The sequence below is a fragment of the Ornithinimicrobium sediminis genome (assembly GCF_021272345.1).
GTDB classification, from domain to species: domain Bacteria; phylum Actinomycetota; class Actinomycetes; order Actinomycetales; family Dermatophilaceae; genus Ornithinicoccus; species Ornithinicoccus sediminis_B.
Window position 1 is genome coordinate 710,467 of sequence record NZ_JAJSDQ010000001.1, and the last position, 18,453, is coordinate 728,919.

An 18,453-nucleotide genomic window follows, 5' to 3' on the forward strand; every position below is an offset into this window, starting at 1 on the left:
TCCACCCACCGTTGTGCTGGCAGGATCACCGCATGCACCCTGCAACCGCCCTCACCGCGGGGGTCGTCGGCCTCGGCGCCGGCGTCCTGGCCTGGAGCACCCTGGTAGAGCCGCGGGCCTTCGTGCTGCGCCGGGCCGAGGTGCCGGTACTGCCGCCGGGGTCGGCGGCGCTGCGCGTCCTGCACGTCACCGACCTGCACCTGGTCCCGGGGCAGGACTACCGGGCCGACTGGCTGCGTGGGCTGGACGCGCTCGAGCCCGACCTGGTCATCAGCACCGGTGACAACCTGGCGCACCTGGCGGCCGTACCCGCCGTGCTCGACGCCTACGGCCCCCTGCTGCACCGTCCGGGCGCCTTCGTGCTCGGGTCCAACGACTACTTCCCGCCCGTGCCCAAGAACCCGCTGCGCTACTTCGACGACAGCCACCGGCGCGGGTCCGAGCTGACGCGTCGCAGGCTGCCGACGCACGACCTCGTCCGGGGGTTCACCCAGGCCGGCTGGACCGACCTCGACAACGCCCGTGCCCGCCTGCCGGTCGCCGGCCTGGACCTCGAGCTCGTCGGGGTCGACGACCCGCACCTCGGCTACGACCGCTACCCGCTCGTCTCCGCCCCGGCGGCTGCCGACGCCGACCTCACCATCGGGGTCTGCCATGCGCCCTACCAGCGCGTGCTGGACGCCATGGCCCGCGACGGCGCCGCCCTGCTCGTCGCCGGCCACACCCACGGAGGGCAGGTCTGCGTGCCCTTCCACGGTGCCCTGGTGACCAACTGCGACCTGGACACCGGGCGCGTCAAGGGGCTGTCCCGGTGGTGGGAGGGCGCGGGGTCCACCCCCAGCGACGAGGCCCCGGCCGACGCCGCATACCTGCACGTCTCCGCCGGCCTCGGCGCCTCGCCCTACTCCCCGTTCCGGCTCGCCTGCCGGCCCGAGGCGACGCTGCTCACCCTGGTGCCCCGCGACTGACACCCTCCGGCAACACCCTCGCCCGGACGATTCGGCCGGGCCCTCACCCGTGGGCTATCCTTGCCGTCGCTACGCGCCCATCAGGGCGCGTGCCACGGGGTGTGGCGCAGCTTGGTAGCGCGCTTCGTTCGGGACGAAGAGGTCGCAGGTTCAAATCCTGTCACCCCGACCATGGCACAAAAGGGCTGTTGACCTGCGCAAACGCAGGTTCAACGGCCCTTCTGTTTTCCCGGTCGTGCCTTGAGCGTGCCTTGAGATTCGCCGTCCACCAGTCGGCTCGGTGAGCCCCCCCGGACCCCCGGGTGGCCAGCCCGGCCGGTGCCTGATCCGAGCGCCACCGCCCGCAGGTCCGGCCGTGCACCGCGTGGCACTTCCAGCCCCATGATGGGCGATGCCCACAGCTGTGCACCACCTCGACGTCGGTCACGTGCGTGGTCGCCGTCAGGCACGCGACGTTCCCAGGGACCCGGCAGGCGCTGAGACCGTGACTGCCCGCTCAGATTCGTAGGCCTCGACCCAGGCAGACCGCACAGCGCCAGCACACTCACCTCGTCAGCCGACCACAGCGTCCAGTCGAGCGCAGCCTCCCGGTCCTCGCCCGAGGACCACCGCGACCGCTTGCCCGCGCACGCACATCCCCCTGCCGCGCTCTCAGCCTTCGCCGACGGTCACCTCAGTCCTCGCTGCGCTCGATAAGGACACACCTGGTGCACTCGGCGAAATCTGTCGCAGTCTGGGTGACCCCCAGAGGGCTGCTGCTCCGCATTGGGAGGTGTGATGACGTTGCACAAGCTCGCCGCCGGGAGCGGGTACACGTACCTGACGAAGCAGGTCGCCGCCCACGACGCCACGGAGAAACGGCAGGTCGGGCTCGCCTCCTACTACGAGGAGAAGGGCGAGGCACCGGGGCGTTGGCTCGGTACCGGCCTGGCCGGTCTGGACCTGACCGTGGGGGATGTGGTCACCGAGGAGCAGATGAAGCTGCTGTTCGGGCAGGGCCGGCACCCCCGCGCCGACGAACCAGAGGCGGCTGAGCGTGGGTGGGGTGGGTTGGGGCGGGCGTTCCCGACGTTCGACGCAACGACCTTGCGGCAGGTGATCGCGCGGGCGTTCAGTGACCACAACACCGCCCAGGGGTTGGCCTGGAACCACCCGATCGCGGCGGAGGTGCGGGCGGTGATCCGCACCCAGGTCGCCCGCGAGGTGTTCGTGGACCGTCACGGCCGGGCGCCGGTGGATGAGGGCGAGCTGACGACGTTTGTCGCGTCGGCGTCGCGGCCGGCGCAGGTCCCGGTCGCGGGATATGACCTGACGTTCTCGCCGGTGAAGTCGGTCTCGGCGCTGTGGGCCCTCGCCCCGGTTGACGTTGCGAAGCAGGTGGAGGCGGCGCACGAGGACGCGGTCCGCGCGACGTTGGCGATGCTGGAGAAGGAGGTGTCGTTCACGCGGGTCGGGAAGGGTGGCATCCGGCAGGTGCCCGTGGTCGGGTTGGTGGCGGCGGCGTTCGACCACCGCGACTCGCGCACCGGGGACCCGGACCTGCACACCCACGTCGTCGTCTCCAACAAGGTCCAGTCGTTGCCCGAGGAGGGAGGCCGGTGGTTGACGCTGGACGGGCGGATGCTGTTCAAGGCCAAGGTCATGGCCTCCGAGCACTACAACACCCACCTCGAAGCGAGCCTGGTCGACCGGCTCGGGGTCCGGTTCGTGGACCGCCCCGGCCCGCAGGGGCGTAGGCCGGTGCGGGAGATCGCCGGCATGGACGCCGGGCTGCTCGCGGTGTGGTCCAGCCGCCGGCACGCCATCGAGCTCCGCCAGCAAGACCTGGTGTCGGTGTTCCGGGGCGAGCACGGCCGGGCCCCGACGGCTATTGAGTCGTTGTCGTTGGCGCAGCAGGCGAACCTGGAGACCCGCCCGGCCAAACACCAACCACGGTCCGAGGCCGAGCAGCGGCGGGAGTGGTGGGCGCAGGCCAGCGCCCTGTACGCCGGGGGCGGGGGCGGTGGGGACGAGGCCGTCGCCAAGCTCATCGCTGCGGTGGTGGGGACGCACCAGGGACGCAACCGGGAACGCGGTGGGGACGGGGGCATCACCGCAGGTCAGCGGGTGGGGACGCTCCAGGGACGCGACCGGGAGCGGCGGTGTGGGGGCGTGGGTCCCCAGGACGTCGCCGACCGGGTCCGGGAGGTGTTGGAGGGGTCGAGGGCGACGTGGCAGGTGTGGCACGTCCGGGCCGAGGCCCTGCGTCAGGCGCGCGCCGCACAGGTGCCGCGGACGGACCTCGACGACTATGTGCGGGACGTGGAGCGGCACGTCCTGACCGGGCTGTCCGTGCCCGTCGGGGTGCCACCGGAGCTGGGCGAGCCTGAGGTGCTGCGCCGCCCGGACGGTCAGTCCGCCCACACGGTGCACGGCAGCCAGGCGTACACGTCCCGGGCGATCCTGGCCGCCGAAGAGGAACTGTTGACGTTGGGCCAGCGCCGGGACGGCCGGCAGGTGAGCCCCGCAGTGGTGGACGCCGTCCTGATCGGCCAGAACGCGGACGGGCTCAGCCTGGACCGGTCCCAGGCCGCCATGGTGCGCAACCTGGCCACGAGCGGGTGCCGGGTGCAGGTCGCGCTCGCCCCGGCCGGGGCTGGCAAGACCGCCGCGCTGCGTGTCCTCGCGCGGGCGTGGGAGGTATCCGGGGGCACCGTCCTGGGACTGGCACCGACCGCGGTGGCGGCTGACCAGCTCGGCCGCGCCACCAACGTCCCCGGGGACACGCTCGCCAAGTACCTTCACCAGACCACGCGCAACGCCGCGGACGGTCCCGGCCACGGGCACCAGGTGGGCCCGAACGTGGGGCCGGGGACGTTGGTGGTGATCGACGAGGCAGGGATGGCCGGCACCCGCGACCTCGCGGCCGTCGTGAGGCATGTCGTCGGGGCCGGTGGCAGTGTGCGACTGGTCGGGGACGACCAGCAGCTGGCCGCCGTCGCCGCCGGCGGCGTGTTCGCTGACCTGGCCGAGCAGGGCCACGCGCACGGCACCACCGCCAACTTGTCCGAGCTTCACCGGTTCACCGACCCCGCCGAAGGCGCCGCCACCCTCGCTATCCGCGACGGTGACCCCGCCGCCCTGGACCACTACCTCGACCGCGGCCGCGTTCACACCGGCGACCTAGGCACGGCGACCGACGCGGCATACGCCGCCTGGGCCGCCGACCAGCAGGCCGGGCTCTCGAGCCTGCTGCTCGCGGCGACACGGGACACCGTCCGCGACCTCAACCAACGCGCACGCCAGGACCGCCACGCCGCCACCGGTCGACCACCCGGGCGCGAGGTGGCCCTGGTTGACGGCACCCGAGTCAGCGCAGGCGACACCGTCATCACACGTCTCAACGACCGGCGCCTGGGCGTCGGGGACGGGTCCTCGGTCAAGAACGGCGACCGGTGGCACGTCCTCGCCTGCCACCCCGACGGCAGCGTCCGCGTGGAACGCCACGACACCAGAGCCAGAAGCAGCACCGCTCGCGCCGACCTCCCCGCGGGGTACGTGGCCGCACATGTGCAGCTGGGGTATGCCAGCACGATCCATGGCGCGCAGGGCGCCACCGTGGACACCACCCACACCGTCCTCACCGGGGTTGAGACCCGTCAGGGGCTGTACGTGGCCCTGTCCCGCGGCCGGCAGACAAACCACCTCTACCTCGGGTCCCCCACGCCAACGTTGGACGGTGTTGGCCCGAAGGTGGCGGAGCCTGCGGCCGACCCACGGGAGGTGCTCACCGACATCCTCGCCCGGGACGGCCGTGCACAGTCCGCGATGACCGTCGAGCGGGGCGACGCCGCACGAGAGCTGCGGCAGGCGGTGCTGGCCTACCAGGACGCCCTTCCGGTCCTGGCCCAGCAGCACCTCGGAGGTGAGCGGATGGCTGCGCTGGACGACGCGCTGGACCGGTGGATCCCCGGCCTCACGCAGCAACCGGCGTACCCGCACCTGCGGGGACAGCTCGCGCTGCACTGGGTCGACGGGACCCACCCGGAGACCGTGGTCGAGCAAACCACCTGGTACCGCGGCATGCAGTCCCTCACTGAGGCCGACGACCCCGCCGCCGCCCTGGCCTGGCGCGTCGCCGGCGCTACCTCGCCGTCGTACCGGGACGCGCCGCTGCCCTGGCTTCCCGACATCCCACCCGTCCTACGACAGGACGCGCAGACCAGCGACTATCTCGACCGGCTCACCCACCGAGTCGACATGCTCAAGCACCGGGTCACCGACGAGGCCCAGCAGGCCGGTGCCGCTAACCGCACGCCCTGGCAACGGGCGCTGCCCCCGCACGTCGACGACCAGCTGATCGGCGACCTCGCCGTCTATCGCGCCGCCCACGGCATCCCACCCACCGAGCCCACCCCCACCGGTCCACCCACGAAGGAACCCGACGCAGCCAGACACCAGACCCGACTCAACCGGCGACTCAGCGCACCGTCTTCGGTCTTCGGCAGACCGACGGCAGACGCTGAGCGGTGGAAGCTACGAACCAGCCAGCGACAAGCCGAGCTCCATCGGCTCCACCAACACCCCTCACGCGACGTGACCGGACCCTCCTGGTGACCGGCCCTGACCGGCGACGACCCCGCGAGACGGTGGTCGATACATCGCGACATGCCGAATACAGGGCGCCTAGGTGAACGTCATCCTCCGAGCCTCGGCCACCGCCGAAAGCAGTGGAAACGGTTGTTGCGACGTTGTGCGTCATCACGCACCCTCGTGCAGAGCAAGCGGGACAACGCCGCTGGCCATGTGGTCAAAGTCTGCAAACCCGCCCTGTCGGATGGCATCCCGTCGCTCGGCTGCTAGACGTGGCGATGATCGAGCTCAGCGATGACGCCTTCGCGCCGGCGGCCGACTGAACGCAATGCAGGGCGTCGGCGCTCACTTCGAGAGGGTTGCCGACACCCCAATCGGCAGTTCTTCGACAACAGGACTCCCTTTCGTGACATGCTCGGTCCGCCGCCGGAGGGAAGGGATGCGATGACTTACGTGCAGTTGCCAATGTTGGAGGTCGACGTCGGAGACCTGTTGCTCGACCTCGCCAACTATCGGATCCCCACGCGTCCCGACGACGAGGCAGCCGCCTTGAACTACCTCTTCGCGGAGGAAGACGTCTTAGGCGCGGCGAAACTGATTCTGCGAGACGGCTACTTCGACAACGAGGTCCCGATCGCTGTTGAGGAGGACGGCGCATACGTCGTGCTTGAGGGCAATCGCCGGGTCAGCGCGCTAAAGGGCCTCCTCGACCCGAACAGCGTCCCTTCGCACGCGCACGACTTGAGAATGCTGCTGAAGCGGTACGCCGTAGAGGCCGAGGACCTGCCCAAGGCCATCCGAGTCCTGGTCGCCCCGTCACGGGAGGCAGCGAATCCCCACATCGCCCGACTGCATACCACTGTGCCGAAAAAGCGTTGGAGCCGCGACCAGCAGGCCAACTACTACTACTCCCTGCTCGGTCCGGGCGTTGCGGTCGACAACATCAAGGCGGACTATCCCGACGTCGACGTGGTCAGGTTCATCAAGATGGCCGAGATGCGACGGTTCCTGTCCGGGGTCGCCTACCGGGATCCGAGTCTTCGCAACTACGTTACGGGCCCCGGACTGGCGATGTCAGCGTTCGAGTATGCTTACCGCAGCGCCGACATCGCGGAAGCGATCGGCGTTTCCTTCAACATCGACGGTCACGTGCGCCCAACCACAAAACGTCCTGAGGCGATCGCTGCTGACCTCACCGACCAACAGCGCGCGGCGATTGAGTACCTCATGATCGAGTTCCGTGCGAAGCGGCTCAACACTCGCTCAACCGAGTTCAAGAAGGCGACCCCCGAGCATGCCGTACTGGTCGCCGAGCTCGCCGGTAATCGCGATGACGCTCGACAGGACGAGGCTAGCGGCAGTGCCGACCAGGAGACCACGTCGGAGGTAGCCAACCCGGACGATCGGCCGAACAGTGGCAGCCCATCGGGGGCCGACGCGCCGGACCAAGGCAGCACCGACACTGCGTCAGACGACGAGCGGGAGTCGGGCAGTGCAGATGGCCGCGGCCCCAACCACCCCGACACCAAGGCCACACTGTCACTCACGGGTCTTGACTACACCACCCACACTTCGGCCAACCTGCAGCGCCGCTATCACGAGCTGCGCAAGGTGAACCTTAAGGAGAACCCTGTCGCGGCCGCGCTCCTGCTGCGCTCGGTGTTGGAGACCACCATCAAGTTCCACTTTGAAGGCACCTCAACCCCTGCCGTCGGACAGCTCAGCGAGACGATCAAGGTCGTCATTTCGGCGTACGGGAAGACCAAGAGCCTTCAGCACTCAATTAACCGCATCCAGTCCGGTGGAACGGGAGTGCCAGGGAGCGCCCAATGGTTCAACCTGGCCTCACACAGCGCTGATCTCCTGGTCGATACCAAGCAGGTACACGCCGCGTTTGGGCTGCTTGAGCCGCTGCTCAGGCACCTTCTTCGGCCGCCGGCAAGCGGGCCCGCCTCTTGAGGATGTCGGCCACCGCAGGTGATGCGACCAGGAGTTCCTCAGCCCGGCCGGGATACCTCGCCGAGTAGTTGAGGTCGAGCGTCGCCTGGAAATGGCCAACGTAAAGGCCTTCTGCTAGAGGCGCGAGGTCGTAGGTCATCAGCCAGTCAGCCGTGGCTATTTCGTTCACCACCTTGGACAGAGCCCGGTGATCGCGCCCATCAAAAGCGTTCAGATAAAGCTGCGATCCAGCCTGGATGTATGGCGGGTCGATGTACATGAAAGTCGATCGGTTGCTGCCGTAGCGTCGGATCACGCTGCGTCCGTCAAGGTCCGAGACCTCTATAGCCGGCGCTAGCCTGCCGATCGCTGCAAGTCGTTCAGTCAGAGTGGCCCGATTGAACCGTGCATCGATCTTGTATTTGCCCTGCTGGGCCTTCCCGCCAATCACACCCGCGTTGAGCACACCGGACCTGTTGGTGCGGTTGAGGTAGAAGAAGGCTCTGCCAAGCGTAAAAGCGTCGCTGGATTTGTTGCGATATATCGCGCGTTGTTTTTGCCACTCCTCAAGGGTCAGTGGAACACTGTTGACCCAGTCAAGGAACGCCGCGTTCTCCTCGGTTACAGACTTCCAAAAGGCGAAGACAGCCGGGTCGATGTCGTTGATAACGAGCTTCTCGACGCACCCTTCGCGAAGCAATGCGATGCCAGCGCCCGCCCCACCTGCGTAAGGCTCGACGTACGTGACATCTGTGGCGCATAACTCAGCTATCAGATCGGCAAACAGCCCGGCAAGCGACGCCTTCCCACCGGGATAGCGCAAGGGCGATAAGGTGCCAAAGCGGCGCCCCGCGGCCACCCGGACGTTCGTTCTCACGCTCTTGCCTGATGAAGGCGCTGACGATAGGCGGCGGTCCGACAGCGCCCTGAGCAGTATCGAGCGTCTGCACGCGCTGGGAATGGTGTTCCGCAGACTGCACACTGCCCCCAACTCTTGTCTCGACGCAGCCGCTCGAGGCGGACTTGCATGCTGAGGTCCTGCAGAGCGTCGTCTTCGAGGTCAGCCACGGAGTCGGCCCAGTCGGGGATGCGCACGTTCACGTGACAGTTATAGCTGTCACTCCTAGCTTTTGGGAGCCTATCGACGGCGTGTTGAAGGTCCAACCCATCAGCGGCGGGTCGACTGGGCATGCGATCTGAAGACACGACGGGTCACGGCCCAACGGCGAGCCCGCGGCTCGTACAGCACACCTCCGTCTCAGTGCTAGGAGGGCGGCGACAACCGTCGCCAAGGTTCACAAGTATGCAGCAGGGAGGTGACATGGCCACGTCGGGTACTGCCCCACCCTGTCGTCCGCGACGACCATGTCCTCTCCCCCTCCCACTGGGCACCCGAACCTCGTCAACGGTGACCCTTGCCAGAGCGAACTTCACTGCGGTGCAGGCTTCTGAGGACCCCTGCACCAAGGTATGGCCAAACGTCTTCGTCCCTGGTGAGGCACAGGCACCAGCAGCACATCGCCCGGCGGGACCTCTGAAGACCACAGACAGGTGTGCCACCCTTGGCTCGTGCTTACCGAGCCACCGACGCCAGGGAAGGCGGGAGACGTCGCCGTCGCTGCGTTGCTACGTGGGTCAAGTGTCCTTCTCGTGCGCACCCGAAGCTTCCCCAATCTCTGGCAACCGCCTGGTGGCAAGATCCATCCATACGACGCGTCTCCTGAAGAGGCCATCCATAGAGAGCTATCCGAGGAACTCGGACTTCAAATCTCACATGAAGACCTGATCCTCTTCGGAAGCCAGCCAGCCGATTTAGTTGAAGGAACGGTGTACTTCTTCGTAGGCAGGCTTGGAGACCGGCTGGCCATACATCCCGATACAGATGAGCTGCTAGAAACCCAGTGGGCAGGACTGAAAAATGCGACTCGGATGCCTATGGGAACTGCAACTCGGCGATTTCTAGAAGAACTACAGTTATCATTGAGTGCAACCCCGGAACGGATCGGCGAGAAAAATGAACACAACAGCTAACGGTTCCCCAGATGCGCCAAAGGGCACGCTTACGGATGCGGACATTATCGCACTGGCCCATGAGGGCCGATTAATCGTCAATGGGTTCAGTGAGGCGCGGATCAAACAGGCCTGTTATGAGTTGAGCGCGTCAGAGACGTACTACGACTTGGCCGCGCCTGACCGTCCCCGGCAGGCCGGAGCCGACGGCAACATATTGCTGAAGCCCAAGCAGATCTTGGTCTTCATTACGGAGGAAGAGCTGCAACTTCCGCCCGACATTTTGGGGCGGGTGTTAAGTAAAGGTCAACTTTTTAGCCTAGGGGTGGTGCCAGTCAACACATACGCCGACCCTGGTTTCTCCGGTAAACTCGGGATAGTCTTGATCAACGCATCTAATGATTACTTAAGAATCCCTCCTGGCATGACGATAGCGAAGATCGAATTCGTGCGACTGCACCACGACGTTTCACGGCCATACGACGGTCAGCACGGATACCAAACTCACATTTGGCCAATAAGGCACGACCTCAAGCTGACGCCACAAGAAATAAAAGACGACAAACGCATAGAAGACCCGACGGCTGAGGTAGTTCGAGCATATGGTCCTGACTTCGGGGCCGTGGTCGAACGGGTCTTTCGATACGAGCGACGATTGCTCCTCGCCGCCGCGGTGTACCTGACGACACTTGTTGGCGTCATCGCGTTGGCCTTCGGGCGGGAAGAGCGACTCGGAATTGTGGCGGCGGTGGTTCTTGGAATCGTGTCGAACCTCGGCTTTTGGCTGCTCACGTGGTTCGCTACCAACCTACGACGCAAAGGCTGACTGGACTCTTGACACCACCACGAATCGCAGTGATGGGAAGCATTGGGTCCGGTAAAACGACCCTGGCGCGGATTCTCGGTCGCGCCCTGAAATTGCCGGTGCTGCTGGAATCGCCCGAAGATAATCCGTTTCTCGCGAGAATGAAGCACGATGCCGCGCGCTGGTGCTTCCCCAATCAACTATGGTTCCTGTCGGAGGCCTACAGCACAAGCGCCAAGTTGAACGAGCATGGTGGCGTCATGGATCACTCCGTTGAGGAGGTGGCCCTTGTGCATTCGCCGGAGTTCGCAAAGCTCGGCTGGCTAAAGGACGAAGACTCTTCTCTTCTCGACCAAGTACACCATCGGATGATGGCTACGATTGTGGCCCCGGATCTCTTCGTGGTCCTCTCCACTCCGCCTAGCGTCCTGATTGACCGTGTGCGTGAGAGAAGTCGGCCCGGTGACTCCATTCCGACGACCGAGTACTTGTCCGCCGTCTCTCAGAGACGCGAGTCGGTGTTGGGACGCATCCCTCTTCCGGCATGCTATGTCGACTCGCATGCACTCGACTTCCGGACTGGGCAGGGGCGGGCGCAGGTTGTAAAGTTGGTAGAAGAAGCGATGGAGAGGAACCGAGAAGGAGCCTGTTGAGGCCGTGCGCCACCCGTACAGCCCTTCGACCGAGGACAATGACGCTGAATTGCCGTTCCGTATCTACGGGTTGAGGGGTGCTATAGGGGAACACCTGATCGAGTCGGCAGGCACGGAGGGTTCCCTGACAGAGCTGGTCGTAAAGACACGTTATTGCCGCTGTCGGGCACATGCCGTTACTCACCGACCCGGGGCAGTTCATCGTTCCCCAAGTCATCTCGGGCCGCATGTAGGAAGTCTGTGAGAGTAAGGTCAAATTGCTTTGCAGCGGCAGCTCGCTTGCGCTCAATCCTTCTCCGCTTCAGCGGTCCAGCGAGAGATGACGCACCTGGGATGGCCAATGCAGCCAATGCTCGGAAGAGCGCATCAGCGCGATCCTGCACTGCCTCAGTCCCGACCTCGCGGACCTCCTCCCACGCTGTCATGACATCGAGGAGATCCTCATTGAAGCGGTCCAATAGTTCAGCGTGCATAGGGAGCGCTGTGGCGTGAGTCATCAGGGCGAGAGGGTGGGTTCGCACTGCGTGCACTCGCTGGACCAGTTGCAGCCTGAACCGCGTACGCATGCACGTCGTCACCAGCCGCCGGTAGGCGTTGCGACGGTCCGCCGGCTCCCGCGCCCGCTTCTGCAGGGAGGAGACACCGATGCGCCCCAGCGTCTCGATGGCTAGTTCCATTGCCTTGACGGCCGCAATCTCGATCACGGGGCCCATCCTCGCCTTGGCCACCGACAGACCCTCCGAAGTCCAAGGGATGCCTTGGGCTCGGGCGCAGCAACGGACAGGCTGCCGACATGCAGTCGTCACGACACCTGAGTCTCAGACGCACGCTCTTGCCACCCGGAGGACGCTAGCCCTCGGTGCGTCTAATATTGCCGTGGGGCGTCCGGAAAACGAGGTGGCAAGGCTCGGCTCCTGCCGCGTGCCCCTGACGCCCTGGCGAACCGCCAGTCGTACGACGAAGTAGAGGCTCGGCGTGAGGAGGGAAGCGTTGTCGGTCGGGCCTTGCGCGTCGAGGCCCTGCATGACGGCGGAAGCCGCAGCCTTCCCGGTAATCATGCGCGCCAGAACCCTCGCGGCGACCGCCGCCAGGCGGTAAACCTGAGGTGCTAACGGGCGGATCCACCCCACCTCGGGCGGTGCCTCTTGAGCGACCGGCGCCAATGACATCTCACAGGGAACGGAGACAGGTGATGCTCGGCAAATTCTTGCGACGGTTGGGAGGCTCGGACCACTCGGTTGGAGCCACCAAGACCCGGACGCTATACCACTGGCAATGCGAATGCGGAGCACACTCTCGCGGGGGCGATCCGCTGGAGAGCGACGCCGAGTACAACGGCCAGCGCCACCAGTGGAGCAAGGGCCTCGACCACCCGAGGCCGACAACCTACTCAGAAGAGGTGGAGGTCCCTGCGGATTGGCCGTGACTTGTGAGGCCAGCGGTGGTCGCATTGAGCGATGACTTTTCGCGGCTTTGGCCGGGAGTACAACGTGGATAACGCGAGCCCGGGCGACGCGTTCTGTGCCGCCTCATACCAGTGGGTGACACCTGTGATGGTGTCGCGGCATGCACCAAGGACCCGGGACGCGACCTCGGCCGGCCCTGGCGCGCCGAAGGTCAGGGTGATCACGTTCATGCGGCAGTCTTCTGCGTGGCTGATAGGGCTCTCACGCCGAAGATGTGATTACAGCCGCGGGCGCGATGATCCGGACCAGTAGGGCACGTTCGGGGAAGCGCCCGCAGGCTGCATTCCGGACCATGGCCAGCCGTCGCCGAGTCCCGACGCGGCCCTCAAACCAGCGAGTGCTCGTAGTCCCGCGCCGTCGCAACCCAGTCGGACACAATGCGCACGCACGGCAGCTGCAATGACAAAGGCACCACCTCGTTGACGCCGAACTCGAGCCACGGCGTACAGTCCGTGTGCGGGTAGGTCGCAGCAACCTCCGAATCGACCAGAACCAAGCTGAAGGGGGCCCACTGCACCATCGCCGACAAAGTCTTCTCCGGCTTCGCCGGCGGTGACCCGTCCAACAAAACCGACGCGGCCACGCGCCGGTGAGCGCCATGAATCTCTCGGCGTTCCTCCCACGGGGTAACGCCCATCAGGAACCTCATTCCAGCATCCGCGCTCAACGGCTCACCGGTCCGCACAGCCTCGACGAAATCCGGGTGCGTCTGCCACAAGTTCTCGGCAAGCACGACCATGCCGGCCAATGCAGCACGCGCAAACCGGCCAGGCCGGACCCGTGGCGCAGCGAACTGAACCACCCGTCGCCTGCGCGCCGCCGGCGACTCCACCAGCATCTGAACGAGGCTCTTAGCCCAGAGGATGTACTCGTCATCCCAAGGCGACGTGTCTGCCCGACACTGCTCGCAGTGTCCGTAAGGCGCGAGACCGCCCGGTCTCCCCATCGACTCAAGCACGTACGAGCCGTTCGGACCCACGACCATGCGCTTGCCGATGCCACTGTTGAACGCCCCACGCGGCGGGACATGGGTCTTCGTCAGCTTCGTGACCCTTCCGCACAACCCGCAAGGACGCCGAGGTTTGTGAGTCCTCGGGTTCGTGGGCAGGAAACCGCTCATGCCCGCTCAACCCATTCCGCTGGACCAGTGTTCCGTCTCGAGGAACAGGGGCCGGGCGGGCGCGGATGAGGCCAGGCTCCACGTGCACAGGCGCGTCTGCCAACCGTCGGGAAGTGTCGACGTGCTCACCGAGATCCCCTCGGCGTAGATCCCCTCGGCAGCGTGCATTGCGAGAGCTCACCGATAGCGCCCTCGATCATGTCGGCCTTCTTTCGGTCCGGGCCGTCGTCCAGGGGATGTCGACCTCCATGGAGGCCGTGGCCTGAGGCGGCAGCTCGTCCTCGTCCCACGTGCCCAGGACTGCCTGCGCGCCCATGACCAGGACCCTCGGGTCATTAGTGACGTCGCACGCAGCTTTGAGTAGGCGCGCCAGCTGCTGGCGATTCACGCGGACGGCTTGCGCCTATCGCGGAAGGTACGCAGCGCCTGCATCCGTTCGGTCTGGTTCAGGACGCCCGCGAACGGGGAGTTCTGGCGCAGGTCGCGCGCACGAGGACTCGTGCTGAGGACGATATCAACGGTCTCCCCGAGTCCCCTGGCGAGGATACTGTCCCACTCGCGGAGTTACTCGACCGTCCTGCCGTCCTGGCGGTGCATCGAGCTCCAGCGCCGGATGTTCTCCCGCGCCAGACCCATGACTTCCTCCGGCCTGGTGAGCAGGTGGGTGAGCATCGCCTGGTGCATCCACAGCTGCTTGCGCTGCGCGTCGGTCATCGCCTGGCCCTCCAGCAGCGCGTCGACGTCTGAGCGACGGATCCGCCGGTGCGCCCCTACCTTATGCTGGGCAGGTCGCCCCGCGTGCACAGGTCGACGACGTGCTGGCGCGAGACGCCGAGCAGCTCAGCGACCGCTCCCGTCTTCACCATCGTGTCGTTCTCCATATGCCCATCCTCACGTAAACACCAAAAACGCAACAAGATCCAACGCGCGAAGCGGCCGTGGGTGTCCCGCTGCTGAGCGGGCGCGTCCGCTCATCGTCCTTCGTCGCTCGGGAGACCGGCCTGCACCATCAATGACAGTGCCTCAGCGATCCTCGCGTCTCGGTCCGCCGCGGCGTGCTGGTAGCGCAGTGCCGCCTTGTGCGTCGAGTGGCCAAGCCGCGCCATGAGCTCAGCCAACGTCGCTCCTGCCTGCGCCGCGAACACCGCTCCCGTGTGTCGCAGGTCGTGCCAGCGCAGGTCAGGCCGCCCGGCCGCGGCCCGCGCCGGGTGCCATGCCTTGTTGAGGGTAGACACGGCCAGGTGCTGAGCGGGGTTGCTCTTGGCGTGGAACAACAGCGCGTCCGGTCGCTTGTCTTCCATGGCGTCCAAGTGCGCCTGGATGGCCGGCATGATCGCGGACGGCATCGTGACGGCGCGGATACCGGCCTCGCTTTTGGGGTCGCCCACGACGAACCGTGGTCGCCGGCGCGCCGCCACCGTCTCAGGGTCCTCTCCAGGCAGGCGCACCACGGCGCGCGTCACATGGACGACGTTGCCGGACAGGTCCTTGCGTCGCAGCTCCGCGACCTCGCCCCAGCGGAGTCCGCCCCAGGCGGACAGCAGCACAGCGGCCCGCAGCTGAGGCGGCATGTTTTCGATGATCGTCGCCAGCTCCGCCGGGGTCGCCGGCTGGATGCGGTGGCGGCGACGTGGCGGTGAGCCCGCCTCGCGCAGCCGGCAGGGGTTGACGTCGATCAGGGGTGGGTCGTCCTTCCGGGCGGACTCCAGGATCGTGCGCAGCAGAGCGTAGGCGTGGGCTCGAGCCGTGGCCTTGTCCGGGTCCATGCGGCGCCACCACTCCCGCACCGCGTCGGTGGTGATCGCGTTCACGGTGAGCCGGCCGAACGTGGGAAGGAGGCAACGGTCGAGCTGACCGGCGTAGAGCACCTGCGTCCGCGGCTTCAGGTCCTGCCGCTCCTCCAGCCACTCGCGGGCGTACTCGCCGAAGGTGACCGACCGGCGTTCCCTCTCCCGGGTGAGGATCCACCCGGTGTCGAGCTCCGTGCGCTTGGTGCGCAGCCACGCCTCGGCGGCGTCCTTGCTCGCGAACGTGCGCGGCGCCTTGTGCTCCAGCGCGTCCCAGGTGTAGCGCGCCTGCCACTTCCCGGACGGGAGTCGGCGCACCGAGCCGAACCGTCGCTCGCGTGCCATGCCGCCGCCTTTCGTGCCATGAACGTGCCATGAACTATGGTCACTTGTGCATCATCCTGTCCCCTCCTGACAAAGGTAACAGTGTGACCTTCGTGCAGTTCAAGGGGCATATGCGCTGATGGTCACAGGGAGCCAAAATGGGCCATGTGTCTATTTCAAATCCTGTCACCCCGACCACAACCGCAGGTCTCTGACCGGCGGTCGCTCTCAGCTCTACACCTTCAGTCCGCGTGACGTCGTCGCTCGGACACCACCAGGGCACAACCCACGTGGTGACACGAGCGGACAGGTGACAGGTGAGGATAGCTCGTGCCACCTGTGGTGCTCCCACTGCGACTCCGCCGAGCTCCACTGCAACCATCGCCGGCACCGCGAACAGCCTGACGCCGGGCCTCGTCCAGGTCACCAGCCGCGCGCTGAGCGCAGGCTGGTGAGGCGGGTCTGCCCGGGGCGGTCACAGGGGCTGGGTGGGGTTGTTGTCGTCGGGCGGGCGGCGGCCTCCGTTGCCTCCCTTGCCCGGGCCGTGTTCTCCGCCGCCGGGATCCGGCATGACGACCGTGATCGACGAGGTCGAAGACCAGGGCGAGGCCCGTCCGGACTCGTTGACTGCTCGGGCACGGAACGTGTACCGGCGGTCGATCTTGCGGAAGGTCACCTGCCCATCGACGCGGGCATGTCCTGATGACGGCGAGAGCCAGTCGGTCCGCTGGGTGTCGGCATGGACGAAGCTCTTCGTGTCCGGGACGATCTGGAACTCCAGTCGCACGTCCTGGCCGTTGGGGTCGCTCGTCGCGGCTGACAACGTGACCTGCTGCGGGGTGCCGGGCTTGTTGTTGGGGGTCTGGGTGCCGGTGACGCTGCTCGGCTTCTCCGGTGGGTCGACCGCATCCGGGTCGGGCGCACACCGCAGCGCGAGGGTGTACGTCGGGAGATCCTCGCTGAAGGGCATGAAGGGACACTCGGAGCGGACGGTGAGGGTGAGCGTGTCACCGTCGGACCCCTCGAAGGTCCAGGACCGCAAGGGCACCGGCGAGCCTTCCCTCCTGCCCCGGTGGTCAGTGGACGACGTGAGCTCACCGGTGCCGTCGAGGTGGGCCTCGACCTGCCACGGCTCTGGGAGAGTCCCGGCGGCCAGGGTCACGGTGACCGTGGAGGAGCCCTTCGGTGCGACGAAGACGTGGTCGCTCAGCGATGTGTCCGTGCGGTGCTGGGCTCGGAGCCGGACGACCCGGTCCGTGTCGGTTGCGTCGCTGACCTCGACCAGGAACTCGTCCAGCCCCATCGCCTCACGGACTCCGCTGGTGAGTGCCTCCCGGCAGACCGGGCAGAACTGGGCGAACTCCGGCTTCTGGTCGTCCTGATGGGTCTGCATCGCGCAGCGCGCGGCCGGCCGCCAGATCTTCGACCCGAAGTACCCAGCCCCCTCGGTCTCCTCGACCGGGAAGGCGTTCCAGGCAGGGAGCACGTCCGTGCCCGTGCGCCACCGCTGCCACTTGTCCTGCCCACGGTCGGGCCCCATGAGGTTGGCTGCCGCCCGGGTTTGGCCCCGGTACTCCTCGTCAGCGCGGTTGTCCTCGACGTACTCGTCGGCGAGGTAGCCCAACGTGGTGTGACCCAGCTCGTGCAGCAACGTCTCGGCCCAGTGGTCCGCCGAGGTGCTCGTGGGGTGCATGACCACGTTGCCCATCGCCATCGCACGAGCCCGCGCCCCGTCCTTGCGCGCGTCGGCGAAGGGGTCGCCGGCGTGGTTGGCGACGAAGACCAGGATCACCGGGCCGGAGATCGACCGCTGCGCCGACCGGCCGATTGCCGCGAGCCGGGCGAGGTTGCCCAGCGTGGTCCGATGGCTGTCGCCGTCATGGTGGACGCCGACCACCACGTCGTCCCTGGCCTTCGAGGCCGCGTCGCTGTGGTCGGTGTCGTCGGGTCGCTCGGGCACCAGCGTCCACAGGTGCAGCCCCGAGGTGAAGCTGTGGAACGGCTCGTGGACGTGGTCGTCATTGGGCTCGTAGAGACGCCGGCGGGCAGCGTCGACGTAGTCGTGGAACGTGTCGAGCTCGGAGTCCTGGAACCCGTCGGCGACGAGGACGACGTTGACGCCGTCGGTGAGCAGCTTGCGGTCCGGCACCACCAGCTCCGGGGACGCCGTACGGGCGGCCTCGGCGTCGTACCGGGCCTGTCCCAGGAAGCCGAGCTCCTCGGTGAGGTCACTGTCGTTCAGCTGGGCCTTGATGTCGTCCTTCCAGGCGCGCAGCTTGTCGTTGACGAACTCGCCGCGCCTGTTGGTGTCGACCGTGGGTTCGTGGACGACGACCTCCGGCTCGCCGGCCGCCGAGAACCTGACCGTCAGGCGCAGACCCACCGTCACCCGGAACCGGACGACCTTGCCCAGAACCGGCCCTAGGGCCCGGATGTGGGTGGTGAACGTGTACCGGTCCGATCCGGCGGACGGGAAGTGCGCCTCGACCACCTCGGCGCCAGGCCTGGCGGACGGCTCGGAGGTGAGGTCCATCGTGGTCGCGGACTGGTCCATCTCGATCGACGACAGCACCGCTTCCTTCAGCTGAGTCTTGAGGCGGTCCAGCGGGTCGGTGACGGACGGAACGCGGAGGGGTCCCGGAGGTCGCGACACGACCTCGTCCCGACCGTCCTCCGCACCGTCCTCCGCGTGGTTGAACTCCGTCACGGCCGCGTGCGTGAACTCCGCACCGATCAGCTCGGACGCGCCCGGCCACAACGCGCTCAGGAACTCACCGAGCCACTGTGCGTCCTGCCTCAGTGTCGTCATC

Annotated in this window: 12 protein-coding genes and 1 tRNA gene; 7 read left to right on the forward strand and 6 right to left on the reverse strand. The window is 66.8% G+C overall.

Going from position 1 to position 18,453, the window contains the following annotated elements; all coding sequences use genetic code 11:
* The first annotated feature begins 32 nt into the window (after positions 1–32).
* The 4 genes from LVO85_RS03280 (at position 33) to LVO85_RS03295 (ending at position 7,499) form a co-directional block, all read left to right on the forward strand.
* Positions 33–968, forward strand: coding sequence for a metallophosphoesterase (locus LVO85_RS03280; RefSeq protein WP_232745955.1), 936 nt, complete (start codon positions 33–35; stop codon positions 966–968).
* A 95-nt stretch (positions 969–1,063) separates the two neighbouring features.
* Positions 1,064–1,140: transfer RNA gene (locus LVO85_RS03285), tRNA-Pro, on the forward strand.
* 605 nt (positions 1,141–1,745) lie between these two features.
* Complete coding sequence (mobF, locus tag LVO85_RS03290) at positions 1,746–5,564, forward strand: MobF family relaxase (protein ID WP_232745956.1); 3,819 nt, start codon at positions 1,746–1,748, stop codon at positions 5,562–5,564.
* A 420-nt stretch (positions 5,565–5,984) separates the two neighbouring features.
* Positions 5,985–7,499, forward strand: a complete 1,515-nt coding sequence (locus LVO85_RS03295; protein ID WP_232745957.1) for a hypothetical protein — start codon at positions 5,985–5,987, stop codon at positions 7,497–7,499.
* Here the strand turns inward: LVO85_RS03295 and LVO85_RS03300 are convergent.
* Positions 7,456–8,355 (reverse strand): DNA adenine methylase, encoded by a 900-nt coding sequence (locus LVO85_RS03300; RefSeq protein WP_232745958.1) that lies wholly within the window; start codon positions 8,353–8,355, stop codon positions 7,456–7,458. The two genes, LVO85_RS03295 and LVO85_RS03300, sit on opposite strands and share 44 nt — an antisense overlap.
* Before the next feature lie 692 nt (positions 8,356–9,047).
* On the opposite strand from LVO85_RS03300, the gene LVO85_RS03305 reads away from it, so the two are divergent.
* Genes LVO85_RS03305 through LVO85_RS03315 form a run of 3 tightly spaced genes read left to right on the forward strand, consistent with a single transcriptional unit; the run spans position 9,048 to position 10,946 of the window.
* Entirely contained in the window at positions 9,048–9,509 is a 462-nt protein-coding gene (locus LVO85_RS03305) for an NUDIX hydrolase (RefSeq protein ID WP_332875402.1), read from the forward strand.
* Complete coding sequence (locus LVO85_RS03310; protein ID WP_232745960.1) at positions 9,493–10,314, forward strand: dCTP deaminase; 822 nt, start codon at positions 9,493–9,495, stop codon at positions 10,312–10,314. The genes LVO85_RS03305 and LVO85_RS03310 overlap by 17 nt, the downstream gene beginning before the upstream one ends.
* 32 nt (positions 10,315–10,346) lie before the next feature.
* A complete protein-coding gene (locus LVO85_RS03315; RefSeq protein WP_232745961.1) occupies positions 10,347–10,946 on the forward strand; it encodes a deoxynucleoside kinase in 600 nt (199 codons plus the stop codon).
* A 176-nt stretch (positions 10,947–11,122) separates the two neighbouring features.
* Here the strand turns inward: LVO85_RS03315 and LVO85_RS03320 are convergent, their stop codons facing one another.
* The 5 genes from LVO85_RS03320 to LVO85_RS03345 all read right to left on the reverse strand — a co-directional run bounded on the left by LVO85_RS03320 (position 11,123) and on the right by LVO85_RS03345 (position 18,452).
* On the reverse strand, positions 11,123–11,650 hold the full coding sequence (locus LVO85_RS03320; protein WP_232745962.1) for a hypothetical protein: 528 nt from the start codon (positions 11,648–11,650) through the stop codon (positions 11,123–11,125).
* Positions 11,651–12,737: 1,087 nt separating this feature from the next.
* Positions 12,738–13,250, reverse strand: a complete 513-nt coding sequence (locus LVO85_RS03325) for a hypothetical protein (protein ID WP_232745963.1) — start codon at positions 13,248–13,250, stop codon at positions 12,738–12,740.
* 846 nt (positions 13,251–14,096) lie between these two features.
* Entirely contained in the window at positions 14,097–14,246 is a 150-nt protein-coding gene (locus tag LVO85_RS03330; RefSeq protein ID WP_232745964.1) for a hypothetical protein, read from the reverse strand.
* A gap of 257 nt (positions 14,247–14,503) precedes the next feature.
* Positions 14,504–15,664, reverse strand: coding sequence for a tyrosine-type recombinase/integrase (locus LVO85_RS03340; RefSeq protein WP_232745966.1), 1,161 nt, complete (start codon positions 15,662–15,664; stop codon positions 14,504–14,506).
* Between the two features lie 454 nt (positions 15,665–16,118).
* Positions 16,119–18,452, reverse strand: a complete 2,334-nt coding sequence (locus LVO85_RS03345; RefSeq protein WP_232745967.1) for a M64 family metallopeptidase — start codon at positions 18,450–18,452, stop codon at positions 16,119–16,121.
* Between the last annotated feature and the right edge of the window lies 1 nt (position 18,453).